Raw genomic sequence first — 15,580 nt, forward strand, 5'->3', positions numbered from 1 at the left:
TAACATCGGATCATGCTAATTAATAGCTTTTGCCAATATTTCCAAATATCAACGAATAATATCTTCCAAAAATGACTGGTACTGTGAAGGAAATTTACTGAATCCCCTTTTGGGGAAAAATTGATTTGGGGGGATATTGGTGAGGGGAGGAAATGTGGGAAGCCATACCACTCATGGATAGGGATTGCATGCCGTAGATCGCATTGCATTCAGAAAAATGATCCAGAAGAATCCTCACTTCTTCCAGACTTTGCTCCGGGTGCTGACCGTGGTTATGGGGATGCCACCATAGGTGATAAACTTCCCCATTACTGGCAGCTTCGTTCATTTCTTGCCTGATCCGGTCAAGCTTCAGGCGGTTCATCCAGCCCATTCTTTCCTGATAGGGCCTGAAAAACCGGGAAGCTGGAATAAAACCGGGAAACCCAGTCTCGGTAGCAGCAGGTAAATAGGAGGTTCGCTTTCCAAGGGACCAATAAGAATCGGCAGCCCGAAAACCCTTTTTGAAATAACCTTCCTTTTCCGGGTATTTCCAAAACCAATCCGTAGGGTTGGTACGAATAGCTAAAAAATCTATTTCCCGGGCAGTTTGTAATACCTGCCTGTTGTATTGGTTACGGGGAAGAACCAGTGAACTGATATCCCTGCCAAACTTCTCTTTGGCGATTCTCCTGGCCGCATATAAGTCCTCCTTAAAGCCATCGACCGAGCGTCCCAAAACCCTGGTGTAATAATGGGCAAAGGTATGGCTACCCAGCTCCTGTCCGGGAGTTTGGATAATTTCATTGACCAGTTCCGGGGCAAAGAGGCAACGATGATCCGGCTGAGTAGACTTAAACCACTGATAAGCAGAATACCGCTGATTTTGAAAGACCGGCTTTTCATCGGGGCTGTAATGCTCCCATTCGGCTGCATCCTGGGCCATCAACATGCCTACCGTAGCCCAGGTGGCAGAAACCCCATAGGCTGAAAACAAAGACAAAAGCCTGGGAACCACCTCCCTGGTCCGGTAGTAGTACGCTTCATTTCCTTTCAGTGGCACCTTGTCAAAGCGGCCCCAATGAAGTTCAAAATCCAGCGATATGATAAAGGCAGGCTGCACCGTTGGTTTATAAATTGGATTTATCAAACGTAAAAGGCCTTTTGGCCTGACTCAGGAAAAAGGAAACCACAAAAATAACAAAGATACTTTTCATCCGCATCAGAATGCCCAGGTTATTGAGTGCCAACATAAAAATAAGGGACATGATCGCTGCATAGATCAGTACCACCAGGTAAAAAAGTGGTATCCGGACTTGCAGCTTGCTTTTTATCATTCCCCAAATCCCAAAAATGACTGCCATAAAGAAAATGGTATTTTCCAATGCTGCTGCAAATGTCCAGAATCCCTTTACTTCCCAGAGATAGGGCCTGAACCATACCGCCATGAATTTCTCAAGAAGGCTGTAATCCCACATAGGAATGCTGCTTCCTGCTTCAAAGGAGCTCAGGTAAGCATTTTGCCAATCTATGATCCTCCCGATCCATTCAAAATTAAAGCCATACACCAGGCTTCCCTGTATCCAGCGGTAGGCGAAAATTGAAAAAATCAAGGCCGCTGCCCCGGAAACTAATTTTTTACGATAGGCTTTCAAGGCAGAATGGAAGGGCAGGACAGCCAGTACCGCTATGGTCAAAACAAGCCCCTGTATGGGGCGCACAATAAGGGATAGTAACAATCCAGGTACAATATACCAGGCCCTGGAAGGAAAGCTTTTTACCCCCAGCAGTACCAACACCAAACCAGTAAATAACAATGCTTCCTTGCCTACTCCGGCGGTCCAGAAATGAACATTGGGCAAAAACAAAATCAGCAGACCATACTTTCCGGGCCAGTTGCCCCATTTATCCGGAAATTGATCTTTGATGAGTTCGAAAGCACCAACAAAGCCCATAAAAGAAATGACAGCATACAGCAGGTTTCCGGGCAAGAAACCTAAACCAGCCAGTTGGAAAAAAGGGTAATTGAACCATTGGATAAAGGCTGTGCCTGTGCCAAAGTAGGAGGACCATTCCCCGGGCCTTGAGGGAGGGAGACTACTTAATTCCCAGTACCGGATACCGTCGCCCCCGTATTGAAGGAGATACCCATAAAAAATCGGGGCCATGATCAGGTGATAACAGCCCAGCAACAGTAAAAAATTGGTTTCCCATTTGGAATAACCCTGAGTCCCTGACCATTTTTTGATGAGCCAGAATACCAACAAAACAATGAAGGCAATGAACATCCAATCCAGAACCTTCATGTGCTATTTCGCTTCCAAAGCTTTTACATAAGCTGCTACACTTTGGTCCAGTCCAAAATAATGGGTTCCAACTTTTCTGATAGCGGATTTGGATTGACTGCCCAGGGTTTCCAGCCAGGAATGCAAGGCTGCATCATTACCCTTGTATATAAAACAGGCAGGCTCCCCTTCCAAATCATAGGATAGATCCCCAATTTCTTCGGATACAATGACAGGCAAGCCGGAAAGCAGGTACTCCCCCACCTTGATGGGTGCCAATCCTGCCAGGCTGGGAGCTGATTTCCGCAAACTTAGGCCCAGGTCTCCTGCGGCATAATAATCAGGAATACACTTAAATGGAACCGTTTTGATCCAAACCAGTCCCCGGAGATAATCTGGTATTTGAGCAGACAGGGTATGGTGATTTCGAACAAGAAACAGCATCCGGCTGTCAGCATCGAATTGGTAATGGGCCCAAAAAAGCCGCAACATTTCTTCCAGTTGATAAGGTGGCCCCAAACTACCCGAATAGATCCATAGCAGGCTGTTATCCTTCATGCCCAATTCTCCGCGAATCCTGCTCCTAATGGCTGTATCCGGTTTGAAAAATCCGGCATCCCGCCCATTGCAGACCTTGTGAAACTTTGATGGGCTCAAAACGGGATTTGATCGGAGGTGGAATTGAATGGCTTTTTCCGTTCTGGTCAACACTTTATCGGCATGGATCAGCATTTTTGTTTCCGCCCTTTTCAACCATCGGTATTGCAGGCTGCCGGGTTTTAAACCAGCAAAATCCACCCTTTCCTGAATGGGTAAACCATCGGCATCAAAAACAAGCAGTATGCCCTTTAACCATCCCCGGAGCTGATTGACCATCATGGCGGGAAGTGTAGACCTGGGCATCAGACAGGTAATGGGCTGATTTTGGAGGTACGTTTTTATGCTGCGTTTGCCTAGTCTGATGGTCCGCAAAACACCGAGGGCGACAGTGGGTTTTCTGTGAACAAAAACATGCTGGTAAACAATCCCCATTTCCTTTGCGACAGTCCGAATCCTTTCCACTTCGGCGGCATCTGCCCAGGAAAACTGCATGACATGAAACTGCCAGCTTCGCTTATCCTGTATGCCCCGGAAAATGGGGAAAAACAGGTTTTCCAGGTAGTTGGTTTGATCGGAATCCCAGGAAATAAACAGGATATTCATAGGGATAATTTTTGAAAATTATGGAACCCTCTTGCTAACCACTTAAGGTATTGATTCAGGTATTTTCAGCATTTTCGTTTGCAGGAGTACTCACCAGGGCCAGCATTTTTTGAAAATTGCCAGCCAGGGTATACTTCTCCATGACCAGCTCGTAGCCTTTTGTACCAAAGGCCTCACGCATTTTCCAATTGCTTATCAGCTGACCCAGGAATTCCACCCATTCCTCCTCCGTATCAGCCAGGAAGCCATTGACACCATGCTGCACTACTTCCCTGTTCATTCCTACCGGAGAAGCCACTACCGGCAATCCACAGGCCATATACTGGATAAGTTTGTAGGCACATTTCCCCCTTTCCCAGGCGTTATCCGGCAAGGGCATGATACCTATATCCATTTGCAGCAAGGCGTTCACCTCACCGTCTTCGGTCCAGGGGACGGTTTTGAGGTTTCCGGAAAACTGCGGAGGATTATTGCCATTGATCAGCAATACCACGATTTTATGTTTTTTATGCAGGTTTTCCAAAGCCGGAATTACTGCATCCAGGTATTTCAAGGTGCTTGGTGAGCCTATCCAGCCAATGGTAACCGCATTTTTTTTCTCATGCACTTTTTTTTTGTATCGGTTTGGGTCAATTACTGTGGGTAGTTGAATGACCGAATCCGCACCAGCCAGCCGGGCACGTTCCATCAGGTAGTCGTTTCCCGCTATAACAACGTTGGCCCATTGCATGACCCGATCTATTTTATGCGGAAAAAAGCGGGAAACAAAGGGGTATTTTCCCTGATCGTAATTGTGAAAAACCGCATCATCGTAATCCACCCAATATCCCTTCAGCCTGGCAAGCAGCCATTCGGGAAAGGCTGGAAAGTAGGGAAACAGTTCCTTTTCTACACAGACCAAATCATACTTACCTGCTGTAAGCAGCATTTTTAACCTGCGCCAATAACAAGACAAAACATGCAGGTATGCAGGCTTTTTATTGGCATAAAGGTTTTCCAGATAGGCTTCGGTAAAAAAGGAAGACACGGTCACAGCTACACCATTTTCGTTCCAGAGGGGCAAAAACTGATAGGTCCTTAAGCGGCTGCTCGCCCCTTTCCTGGAATATTTGGGTAGAAAAAGTATTTTTTTGGACAAAATCAATCAATCAGCTGATTTTTACTGTCAATAATGGTCTGCCGGCGTTGGAAAAACCGCTTCCGATCCAATGCACGCAGGTAGCGTTGTTTTTTGTTGTGTACGATTAGGTAGAAGCAGAAAAGTAAAAAGTAGATCATGGTCATGTTTTTCATGCGCATGATTGCGCCCAGATTTCCCAGACTATTGGCAAAGGCCAAACTCGTTGGAATAAAAACAATGATCCCCGTCTTTAAAAATACCGGCATGTCGCGCAAAGCTTCAGGACTCCAATTACGGTAAATAAACAAACTCAAGTATAAATACAACGCATTTTCAAACGAACTCAATAAAGCCATGACATTGTGTGCGTCAAAGAAAATCGGACGAAACATAAACGTAAAAATCCGCATCGGTATAGAATAAGAGGCAACATCAATTCCTGAATGGCCCGAAGCTAACAATCCGGCGGTTTTTGAAGCAAGCGAGCCCAATTCTTCCAACGAAAACTCCTCTAACTTTAGAAAACTTAATGTGGTGGCACTTAGGTAAATGCTCCCTACCAAGGCAAAAACACCCAACACAATTTTGTATTCCTTTCTAATTTCAGATCCGAGCAAAATGGAAATGGTTGCACCTGCGATCAATGCCTGCCCCATATGAGGCCTAGCCATAAAAACAAAAAACAATGCTACTAAACCATGCCACCATCTTTTTCTATATGCCTGTACCGCGTAAACGAACCAGGCAATCCCCCAGAAACAAATAGAATCCTTACCTACTCCGGCAGACCAAAAATGCATGTTTGGGAAATAAAAGATAATCGGAAACAACGAAATATTCAAAACCTTATGATTAGAAGGGAAATAGCTCGCAGTCATTACAAACAAGTACCTGATCCCGATGAACCCTAACGCACCAAACAAAATGTTCCCAGTCAAATAGCTCAATCCAAGCACCCTACTTGGTATATAGGTCAACCATAAAATAAACGTGGTACTCGTCCCAAAATAACGCCCCCAGTATACATCTCCTCTGATCAATATTTGCTCCATTGTGAAGTACCAGTATCCCTGAGAATCACCACCAAAATTTAGAATATACCAAGTAAAAAATAAGGAAAAGAATAGGTGATATAACAGCAAAAAATGCAAATGCAATTGATATTTCCACGGCAACCTAAACTTCTTGGATATGCTCTCATTCGACTTGAATAAAGCCAAAAGCAAGGCTACGATGACAATGATATCTAACAAATGTTTAGCGTTTAAATTATTCCTTTTTCCCGAAGTAACCGTTGATATAGGTCATCCAAATTTTTGAAATACAAGTCACTGCTATAGTTTTCGATCCCTATCTTGTATCCATTTTCACCAAATTCTTTTCTTAATTCGGGACTTTCAAACAAAACCTTCATTTTTGACGCCAGTTCCTGAAAACACGCTGGAGGAACTAAAAACCCACTTACACCATCCACTACAATGTCTTTCAATCCGCCAACTCTGCTACCGATAACTGGTAGCCGGTGAAGCATGGCCTCTACCGCTACCAATCCAAACCCCTCCTGATGAGAAGGAACACAAAAAATATCCATAATCGAATAGAATGGGTTTGGGTCCTCCTGGTACCCGACAAAATGAACTCGTGCCTCCAAACCCAATTTTCGCACTGTTGCTTTTAACATCTCTAAATCGGGTCCATTCCCCACCAATAAAAATTTGAGGGTTGGGATGTTCAAAAAATGCAGGGCATCAATGATATCAGAAAATCCTTTCACACGATTATATACCCTACCAACGGCGCCCACTACCACATCATCGTCATTAATACCTAATTTATCCTTGAGTAATTTACTGGCCTCCAGGTCTGCCTTACCGGGAATATCCAAGCCATTCGGAATAAGCGTCAACTTGGATGCCTTCACATTCACTAGTTTTATCAAATAATCCATCACAGCAGGTGAAATACCGATGACTGCTTCTGCAAACCGGCTGTAAAAGGACAAAAGTCGATTAGCTCGTTTTGACCGTGTTATTGGGTCTGAAGTTTCTTCTAAAATAGCGATTGGCACCCTACCGATTACCTTCCCTACAAATGCCATGGAATTCCCCTCGAAAACCGCTCCGTGAATGATGTGTGGCCTAAACTCCCGAATTACCTTCAATAGTACCCTGTATTTCCTAACTTCCATGGGATGGGCGAACGTTCCAATGGAGATTACTTCAACGCCTAAGCGATTCAATTCAGAAAGGATTTTACCTTTCGCCTGGGTACAGACAATTTTCAACTCGTAGATTTCCTTATCCATTTGGTTGGCATAGGTGAGTCTAACTCGCTCTACACCTCCCGAGGAAATCGTTTCAATACAGTGCAATAGCCGAATTTTTTTCATAAATTTTTTCAGGAACAGATCCGAATTCCCTTCAATAGACGAACGCTCCTTTATCGAATTGGATCAACTTGGAAAAAATTCGAAATGAACAGCGCCCTACTGACGCCAGAATCGCCGGCCAATTCGCCGAAATCGCTCAACCTAGGCTATATACCTCCTCCAGACGCTTAATGTAATTTTCCACGGAATACTTGCTCCCGGATTGTTTCGCACGCTCCCCCATCATCGCTCGTTCCCGCCCGGATGTCAACAATACTTCAAGCATCTTCTTTTTGATATCCTGCGAGTTTTGAGGGTCAATTAAATGACCCGTTACGCCATCTTCAACGATCTCGGCAGGCCCGCCTTGATTCGTGACGATACAGGGCAAGCTACTGAGCATTGCTTCCACCAGTGAAATGGAAAAACCTTCCGAAAATGAGGGCAAAACAAAGCAATCTGCTTGCTTTAAAAATGAACCCACCCCGGATTGAGATCCCCAGAAAACGACATATTCGTTTATAGACAAATCCTTACAAAGCGATTCCAACCGAGCCCTGTCCACACCGTCCCCAACAATCCAAAGCCTTGGTTCGAATCCCTGATTTTCTCCAAGAAGACTGGAAAAAACCAGGATCAACGTATCTAAATTCTTTATCGGAACGAGCCGACAAACCGTAATAAAGATGAATTCATTGGAGCGATCTTGATCGGATTTCTTCGTATTGCGGGAAACACCGTCCCTTGGAAAACTTTCGGAACCGATTTTGGAGCGGATGTTCTGGCCTACATCGGAAAGCTTATCTTTGCCCGAACTAGTTTCCTGCAACTCGACCGGATTATTTACCACCGTCACCTTAGTTTCTTCAACTTCTCCCAAAGCGACGATCCTGGATTTAACCGAATAGGAAATGGCAATCACACGATCTGCCAAACCGTATACCAGCTTAAACAATCTTCGCCACTTCCAATCGTGATCTGGAAAACCAATCTCCTCACCTACCTTGATAGGAACCTTGGCAATCCAGGCAGCAATCAATCCATGAAAATTTGCCTCTGAACCAGAAGTATGTACCACATCAGGTTTTACTTTCTTCAACAATCGAACAATTTCAAAAACTAAAAACAAATTGGGTATTCTGATATCGCGATCAAGAATCCATAAATTTCGTACACAAACCTTTAATTCATTTGAGATTCTACCTCCGGCACCTAAAACAATTATATCAAAGTGAATTTGGTCCACTTTGTTCATTCCTTCGACAGTTAATCTTATCCGTTGTTCAACTCCACCAAAATCCAAAAGAGGAACAATCCTGATTATTTTTGAAGACTTAATTCTTTCTTCATTTGTTCTCTCCATTTTAGATATTTATTACTATTCCAATAAGTGTCCAATACCAATGAAAAACTTTTCAAAAATTTACCTTCAAAAAGCAAAAGACCAGCATATTTCCAAACTTTTTTCTTGGTAGATGTAAAGGACTCATTAATATCCATCAAAATAGTCATCTGATTGGTCTTAATTTCAATCTTTTTACCTAATTCAGATTTCTCTCCATTACGCTCTTCCCTATCGTGCAAAATAAAAGCGTCAGGAACCACCAAAGCTTTGAAACCAAAATATTTAAGTCTTTGTTGAAAGTTTATGTCTTCTCCATAATGAAAAAAAGCATTTGAAAACAACCCAATTCTATTAACAATTTCAGTTTTCAAAAGCCATGCAGCTGCATTAACAGAATAAATAGGATAGGCTTCTCTTGTTTTCTTTAAAACCAAATCAGACAAAAAACCAGGGCACAGCTCTTCAACTATACACCTTTGAAATCCAATATCTAATGCGGAACCATCTCCATTTAAATGTATTGGTGACACAAGGGCAATATTCTTTTGAAGACCAAATCCCCTAAAACAATTTCCTATCGTTTCAGGTTCAAGGTAGGCATCTTGATTAAATAAAAACACATAATCCGCTGCATTCTCAATTGCATATTTAACACCAATATTATTTGCGTTTCCGAACCCCAAATTATTATTTAATTCAATAAGGATTGCTTCCGGGAAATCATTTTTTAAAAATTCTTTAGTTCCATCTGTAGAACCATTGTCCACGTACACTGATTTTAAAGGGTAGAAAGAATTTTTTATAGATTCAATGTGCTTTGGAAGCCATTTCATCCCATTACAGGTTACAACTACACAAAAAATATTTGCCTGTTTTTTCATTTATCTTTTAGCGTCATTCCCTTGAAGAAGCAGAATATACTCTTTCCATGTACCAATTATTATTGCTAAACAAACAAAAAATATAGGGACAGACTCCTTGGGATGAATAATAAAAATCTTTTTTATTGCAAACCTCAATCTTCTCCAACTAAAACTTATCATATAAAACAAAAAACCTTTATGAGAATTCTCAAATTTCCTGTTATAAGTCCCCCCAAGAAGTCTTCTATATTTATAAACGATATCTTTGATCAGATAACGAGAAGGATGGCTAACAATCACATCAGGAGCAAAGATGATGTTATATTTTTTAGAAATACGTTTAGACAACTCTGTATCCCCATTAGATTTTAATTGAGAATTAAACCCTCCAAATTCTGTTAACACAGATTTATACGAAAACCAATTTCCGGCACCACAGGAACCTTCTTTTACGTAGGATTCAAAATCGAAACCAGTATATTTCTCATAAATTTCTGCGAAACTCATGGAATTAGGATTTATAAAAAACAAAGGTACTTTTCCAGCAACAATACCATTTATCCTTGAATAATCGTTTTCAAAATATTGCATAGCATTACTTAACCAATCAGAATCCGGAATACAATCAGAGTCTGTAAAAGCAATAATTTCCGCATTAGAACATTGAATTCCTTTATTCCTAGCAGAATACGACCCAGGGGATATTTCATTTACTAATTCTAAATTTAATTTATTATAGTATTGATCATCTAAAACAATCGAACCATCAGGGTCATTGTTAACTACTATCACCTCAAATTTCCTTTGATCAAAGCGCTGTCTAATTAGTGCATCCAAGCACTTTTCCAATCGAACTTTATCATTATAGACCGGAATGACTACAGAAAAATAAAGTTCACACATGTAGTTTAATTTGATTTAAGAAAAAAGGTACTACTTTCTTCAATTTCTTTTTGTAAAACAATTTTTTAAACTTCAATTTAAGCTTAGGTGGGGCATTATTTATAAATTTAAAATGAAAGCCATTAATTTTTGGTAATGTTGAAAAAAGTTTTGGATTACCGTAAAACTTCGTATCAATATTAAGATCATGTATAGTCATCGCCCACATTCTTTCTCCAGATTCGATTAAAATTCTCTCTTTTATGAAGATAAATTTACTATGTTCAACGTGGAAAACAGTTTTAAATGAATTCAAAGGGTCAACCCTTTCTATAACACTAATAAATGGATTAGATTTGTTTATAGCAGTACCCAATAGTTTAAACCTCAAATCATAAACAAATCCCTTGTTAAAGTTGATAGCAGCATATTTTTGAAAGTTAAATCTTTTTTGGATTTCATTAATATATTCTTTATGAATCATATCATCACTATCAATTCTTGTCGTAATAAGATAATTAAAACTTTCAACACCTAAATCTAGAATCGAATTCCTTGCGTGCTCTAACACATTGCTGAAACTTCCTTCTTTAAGTAAAACTACTATATTTAAATGCCCTTTGATAATGGAATGCAATTCATTGATGTATTTTTGAGGTGTTTCAATATCCAAAAAGATATACCAAATAAATTTTTGATTTGTTTGACTCATTATAGAAGGGAGACACGTTGCATAAAAAATATTAAACCTGTAATCCAGCCAAGATTGCAGATTAAAAAGTTTAACATTTCCTCTACCAATTAGATCTTTAAATCCAAGATTTACTCTTGTGAAAACAAAATGTTTAAATATTTCTCTCATTTTACACCAATTTTCTAATACAAATAGGATTACATATTATTTCAAAAATCGCATTATAATAACGGCTCAGAATAGAATTTGACCTTGTTCCAATATATCTTTTGAAAATAATCAAAAACGCTTTGTTTGAAATACCTTTTCTATGCAAAAAATATTTATAAAGTTTTTCATATAGGAATCTATCGGTTAAATGATTAATCCTTTTAGAACTATTAAAATCGTGAACTCTTCGGATAGCAACTGGATAGCCAATAAGGCCAGAGTATAATTTACCCCTAACAGATGCCCTAATCCATAAGTCGGTATCCTCACCAAGTTCGAGCGTTTTGTCAAAACCTCCTAAAGCTAAAAAGAAAGACTTTTTAAAGGTAATAGCATTTGTTGTAAACCGACCGCCTTTACCATCGAGTAAGGTGTAAATTAAATCCTTAGGCTTAACTATTTTATCAATTGTAGTCAGCCTTTCCCGATCAAATGATTTGGTAACTTGGTAAAAAAATCCTGTACCTCCATAGACCCCATCAGCTTCAGGATTCGAATCAAAGATCGCTTTTTCAACTGAAAATCTATTTTCAAGATACCAATCATCGGCATCTAAAAATGAAATGAAATCATATGTTGCACTTTCCACGCCTAAGTTTCTACTAAGTGCTACGCCTTTATTCTGATGATTCTTATGAAATACCAGCTTGACTTTACTATGTTTTTTCGCCCAGTAATTACAAATTTCAAAAGACTTATCTACCGATCCATCCTCAACCAAAATTACTTCGAATACTTCTTCAAGCGTTACAGCGGATCTGATTGCTTCTTCCAAGTATAACTCAACATTAAATACAGGAATGATAACCGAAACTTTAAAGTTCATTTAATATCAAAATTGAGTAAGACACCTATCAAAAATACGTTTTGTAGTGATAGGGTAACTTTGCTACCATTTTTTGAATAAGATTTTCAATTTTCATTTTAGGGTAATTGTATCAATAACTATACTCGTTGATGTAAAATTGGAAGTCACTAACCGAATGACAGATCTACCGTAGCAAGCTTCGGACATCTCAATTTGGCTATGCATCTGATTTAAATTAGTTCATTTTTCCCGTCATTCGTTGACCGATCTTGTAAAATAAGCATATTTACACTTTTGGCTGCTCCACCAGTCAGTCATTATCTTTTCGTCTTTATAGATATGATTAATCATAAACCCTCCTAAAGAAATCTAAAAGAATATTTGAATACTATCAAGAGTTAAAGTGAAACAACACCAATTCGATCTAATTGCCCACCATAATGAATTCCAATTCCACTCGCTCATTCATGAAGTCATAACCGCCAAAATAGTTTAAGTCTACTTCAAATTTCCAGGAAATGAGGATGTTTTAAATGCGTTACGATTCAAAAACATTTTTACTTAAAAACCAAGCAATAATTTTGTTTGAGCTAATTTCAAATACGAAATTAGCCGTTATTGACTGAATTTCGTAAGTAAAAAAAAAATAAACAAAATAAAATACTTTAAAAAAAGAGATTTGGCTACGTAAAAAAGATGAAAGCCAATGGTAAATTAATAGGGCCTCATTTGGTACACGGTAGAATAAAATAACTACCTAACCTGCATTTTTGTATAGAACAAGGCTCATTACATATATATATATATACATCTTTCTCTTCATTTCTATAAACTATAGCTAAGGAAAGATATCATCAAAAAAACAGACAATAAAATGAAATAAAGACAGACTATCATACTATTCACGAAAAATTCCGCAAATCTGGGCAACATAGTTAAAATTTTAACTTAAAAAAGGTTCTATTCAATTTTTAACTGAATTTAAAAGGAACTTGGTCTTTTTCAGAATAGCTTCACGACCCCAAATATTAAGCAATTTTGTCCTAACAGATTCGATATCAATATTTTCAAAGTTTCCATTAACAGCTTCATGAATAGAATAAACTTTAATACCCCTCTTTAAAAAAAATTCATAAACAGGATTTATTGGGTCTAAAATTACATATGAACCCAAATACAACATCAATAAAATATTCCCCATTGCGACTTGTCTTATACTGTTAATAAAAACATACTTACAAGAAAGTAAAAAACCAACATAAGATTCATAATCCATAAAATCGGTAAGAGCAATAAATTTATTTCCAAATGTATTAGAACAAATCTTTATGGTTTCATTTTTATTTATCTTGTTACCGTAACTCAATGGGCAAATGATTTTATTTATCATAAAATTAAATCTAAGTATTTCTTTCACCCCATCAAGATGGTTATTAAGAGGATGTGCACTATTGCCAAATAATAAATTATTACCATTTATAACCCTTCCTTCAAACCCTTTGATAATATCATCTTCTAAAGTCAGATAATTCCAATCTATAAATTGAAATGTTGTTTTAGGATGAAATTTTTTAAATAAATCAAACTCGATATCTAATACCGGACTAAAAAAATCAACTTTCTTTAAAAATAATTCATCTGAAACATATGGCTTACATCCATTTAAGAAAAAATTAATTTTTCGCAATTTTGGACCCTTACCTGGATAACCAATTGTCTTTAGTGTAATTGGTTTGTAATCATTTGAATTCCAAAATCTAAAATAATCGAATCCCCAACCAATCCAAAAAACCTTTAAATTTGGATTGAGTTTTGTCACCAAAAGCTTAACAGCTTCACTGTGTAACCCATGAATAATCACACTATCATATTTATATAAAAAAATATTCCTGAAAAGGATAAAAATTGTAGGCCTGATAAACTTAACTTTAGCATTCTTAATATAATAAAGTTTGTGCTTCTTCCCTAAAATTATAAAATGATTCATAGCTGGTAGTAATTCTTCAAATACCCTGTAGGCTGAATCAAAGAATTTTTCGTCCCTAATTATATGTATTATTTTCATTTAAAAATAACAATTTATATAAAACCAATTGTATAGATTCTACTTGGAAGTTATATTTAAAAATTTATAAATATATTTAAAAATTTTAGGAACAAAAACAGAAATTAATCTCGGATTTAAAATCACAAAAAGAATAATTTTAATAAATTTAATAGAGAATTTAGGAAAATTATTGCTTTTCCAATAAAAATAAATTAACCCATACCACCTGGTTAAAAATGCTTTTTCAAGTCCATGGTGCTTGTTGAAGTAATTATAAATAATATTATATGTATTGTAAGACTCCAACAAACTTCTTTCGTAATTAATTGAGGACCAAACTCCCCCATTATGAATCCGATAGAATGTCTCAGTAATCCTTTTTTCATAATAAAATTTACCTCTTTCAGCTAAAAGAAGAAATAAAAATGTATCACCATTTAAGACGGATGAGAACACTTTAGGAAAATTCTTAATACAATTTCTAAAAACTACAGTTTGCGTAGGGACCGTGAAAACACCTTTAGCTAGGTCTTCAAAATTCAAATCCCTTTTGATTGAAGTTGGTAAACTATTTTTTTTTAAAACTTCCCCAACATTATTGACAATCGACCTGTCATGAAAACTCAAAATATAATTTTTATTACTTTCTAAAAAATCAACTTGTAGTTGTAATTTTTTTGGATCAATCCAATAATCATCACCTTCACAAATAGCTATGTATTTACCAGTACATTTATTTAGAGTCCATTCGAAATTAGGTATCGCCCCTAAATTATTTGAATGTTTGTAATAAACAACATTTATATTCTCATGAGCAATATTTAAATATCTTTCAACAATAACTTCAGTTCCGTCCGGGGACGCATCGTCTGAGATGATTAATTCTACATTGAAGTTTGTCTGTTGTAATAGGACTCCTTCGATTGACATTTCCAAAAATTTTGAATGATTATATGTAATCATACAAACACTTACTGTAATGTCAGATGATTTATTCATTTATCAAAAAATAAAAATTTTCTTATTAAACCTTTTTGAAACACCTTAAATAATTCTACGAAAAACCCAAATATTTTTATCTCTATTTTGTGACAAAATAATTTTTTGCCAATAGTATTATATATATGTGGATGGTATGTAGAATATGGATTATTTTTACCTTCCCCATCAAGCAATGATAATTTTTCGTTAGTGTTTTCTACAACATAGCTCAATGAAATTTGATCTCTGCATGAATACTTCTTTACATTATCCCACCATAAATTAAAAAACTCCTCTTTAAAATTATTTTTTTTTACAAAAATACCTGTTTCGAATAATTTACCCTCGGTACTCACACCTTTCCACATATAGACTAGCAATTGGAAAATAATTATAAAAAAATCTTCCTTTCTTAGTTTAATGCATGCTTTTGATTCATCAAAAATATTGTCTCTATATGGATGACGAAACACAGCTAAAAAATTATTTCCTAAATCCTCTATCAAAACCTCAATTTTATCTGCATTAATTTGGATATTTCCATCGTGCCAAATTACATAATCATATTCAATTAATTCCTTAGACCCCTTAATTTTAATGAACCTAGATTTCTTTACTGTACTATTAATTGAAGGATTTATATAAATTATCGTATATACATTTGAAATCAATTTTAAATTATCCGTAAAGCAAAAATAATCTACTTTATAATTGACATTTTTTTTGAAATTTATTGGATCTAATAAGTAATCCTTTCCGCCAAAAATTGCGGTATAAACAGCTATTTTCAAAAAA

Annotated in this window: 14 protein-coding genes; all 14 read right to left on the reverse strand. The window is 37.3% G+C overall.

The features are described 5' to 3' along the window. Positions 1-94: 94 nt before the first annotated feature. Positions 95-1,129 carry a polysaccharide deacetylase family protein gene (locus G9Q97_RS05295; protein WP_222851923.1) on the reverse strand — a complete coding sequence of 345 codons (1,035 nt, stop codon included), beginning with the start codon at positions 1,127-1,129 and terminating at the stop codon, positions 95-97. Then, positions 1,110-2,285, reverse strand: coding sequence for a hypothetical protein (locus tag G9Q97_RS05300; RefSeq protein ID WP_166143872.1), 1,176 nt, complete (start codon positions 2,283-2,285; stop codon positions 1,110-1,112). The genes G9Q97_RS05295 and G9Q97_RS05300 overlap by 20 nt, the downstream gene beginning before the upstream one ends. 3 nt (positions 2,286-2,288) lie before the next feature. Continuing rightward, a complete protein-coding gene (locus G9Q97_RS05305) occupies positions 2,289-3,467 on the reverse strand; it encodes a glycosyltransferase family 4 protein (protein ID WP_166143873.1) in 1,179 nt (392 codons plus the stop codon). Positions 3,468-3,522: 55 nt separating this feature from the next. Continuing rightward, positions 3,523-4,611 (reverse strand): glycosyltransferase family 4 protein, encoded by a 1,089-nt coding sequence (locus G9Q97_RS05310; RefSeq protein ID WP_222851924.1) that lies wholly within the window; start codon positions 4,609-4,611, stop codon positions 3,523-3,525. Beyond that, entirely contained in the window at positions 4,608-5,639 is a 1,032-nt protein-coding gene (locus G9Q97_RS05315; protein WP_246255438.1) for a hypothetical protein, read from the reverse strand. Before G9Q97_RS05315 ends, G9Q97_RS05310 begins: the two co-directional genes overlap by 4 nt. A 212-nt stretch (positions 5,640-5,851) precedes the next feature. Continuing rightward, a complete protein-coding gene (locus G9Q97_RS05320; RefSeq protein WP_166143875.1) occupies positions 5,852-6,976 on the reverse strand; it encodes a glycosyltransferase in 1,125 nt (374 codons plus the stop codon). A 136-nt stretch (positions 6,977-7,112) separates the two neighbouring features. Then, a complete protein-coding gene (locus tag G9Q97_RS05325) occupies positions 7,113-8,318 on the reverse strand; it encodes a glycosyltransferase family 4 protein (protein ID WP_166143877.1) in 1,206 nt (401 codons plus the stop codon). Beyond that, complete coding sequence (locus G9Q97_RS05330) at positions 8,276-9,181, reverse strand: glycosyltransferase family 2 protein (RefSeq protein WP_166143879.1); 906 nt, start codon at positions 9,179-9,181, stop codon at positions 8,276-8,278. Before G9Q97_RS05330 ends, G9Q97_RS05325 begins: the two co-directional genes overlap by 43 nt. Then, on the reverse strand, positions 9,182-10,066 hold the full coding sequence (locus tag G9Q97_RS05335; protein ID WP_166143881.1) for a glycosyltransferase: 885 nt from the start codon (positions 10,064-10,066) through the stop codon (positions 9,182-9,184). Beyond that, entirely contained in the window at positions 10,059-10,907 is an 849-nt protein-coding gene (locus G9Q97_RS05340; protein ID WP_166143882.1) for a glycosyltransferase, read from the reverse strand. Before G9Q97_RS05340 ends, G9Q97_RS05335 begins: the two co-directional genes overlap by 8 nt. Before the next feature lies 1 nt (position 10,908). Beyond that, complete coding sequence (locus G9Q97_RS05345; RefSeq protein WP_166143884.1) at positions 10,909-11,775, reverse strand: glycosyltransferase family 2 protein; 867 nt, start codon at positions 11,773-11,775, stop codon at positions 10,909-10,911. Between the two features lie 946 nt (positions 11,776-12,721). Then, on the reverse strand, positions 12,722-13,822 hold the full coding sequence (locus G9Q97_RS05350) for a TDP-N-acetylfucosamine:lipid II N-acetylfucosaminyltransferase (protein WP_166143886.1): 1,101 nt from the start codon (positions 13,820-13,822) through the stop codon (positions 12,722-12,724). 39 nt (positions 13,823-13,861) lie between these two features. Further along, positions 13,862-14,803, reverse strand: coding sequence for a glycosyltransferase (locus tag G9Q97_RS05355; RefSeq protein WP_166143887.1), 942 nt, complete (start codon positions 14,801-14,803; stop codon positions 13,862-13,864). Beyond that, on the reverse strand, positions 14,800-15,576 hold the full coding sequence (locus tag G9Q97_RS05360) for a glycosyltransferase domain-containing protein (protein WP_166143889.1): 777 nt from the start codon (positions 15,574-15,576) through the stop codon (positions 14,800-14,802). Before G9Q97_RS05360 ends, G9Q97_RS05355 begins: the two co-directional genes overlap by 4 nt. Between the last annotated feature and the right edge of the window lie 4 nt (positions 15,577-15,580).

Origin of the sequence: Cyclobacterium plantarum, from assembly GCF_011290685.1 — a bacterium.
Classification (GTDB): domain Bacteria; phylum Bacteroidota; class Bacteroidia; order Cytophagales; family Cyclobacteriaceae; genus Cyclobacterium; species Cyclobacterium plantarum.

Excerpts from the sequence above, each read along its gene's own strand:
- G9Q97_RS05355 (WP_166143887.1), bottom strand. The coding sequence starts at position 14,803 with ATGAATAAATCATCTGACATTACAGTAAGTGTTTGTATGATTACATAT.
- G9Q97_RS05335 (WP_166143881.1), bottom strand. The coding sequence starts at position 10,066 with ATGTGTGAACTTTATTTTTCTGTAGTCATTCCGGTCTATAATGATAAA.
- G9Q97_RS05325 (WP_166143877.1), bottom strand. The coding sequence starts at position 8,318 with ATGGAGAGAACAAATGAAGAAAGAATTAAGTCTTCAAAAATAATCAGG.
- G9Q97_RS05350 (WP_166143886.1), bottom strand. The coding sequence starts at position 13,822 with ATGAAAATAATACATATAATTAGGGACGAAAAATTCTTTGATTCAGCC.
- G9Q97_RS05300 (WP_166143872.1), bottom strand. The coding sequence starts at position 2,285 with ATGAAGGTTCTGGATTGGATGTTCATTGCCTTCATTGTTTTGTTGGTA.
- G9Q97_RS05340 (WP_166143882.1), bottom strand. The coding sequence starts at position 10,907 with ATGAGAGAAATATTTAAACATTTTGTTTTCACAAGAGTAAATCTTGGA.
- G9Q97_RS05315 (WP_246255438.1), bottom strand. The coding sequence starts at position 5,639 with ATGGAGCAAATATTGATCAGAGGAGATGTATACTGGGGGCGTTATTTT.
- G9Q97_RS05345 (WP_166143884.1), bottom strand. The coding sequence starts at position 11,775 with ATGAACTTTAAAGTTTCGGTTATCATTCCTGTATTTAATGTTGAGTTA.
- G9Q97_RS05330 (WP_166143879.1), bottom strand. The coding sequence starts at position 9,181 with ATGAAAAAACAGGCAAATATTTTTTGTGTAGTTGTAACCTGTAATGGG.
- G9Q97_RS05305 (WP_166143873.1), bottom strand. The coding sequence starts at position 3,467 with ATGAATATCCTGTTTATTTCCTGGGATTCCGATCAAACCAACTACCTG.
- G9Q97_RS05320 (WP_166143875.1), bottom strand. The coding sequence starts at position 6,976 with ATGAAAAAAATTCGGCTATTGCACTGTATTGAAACGATTTCCTCGGGA.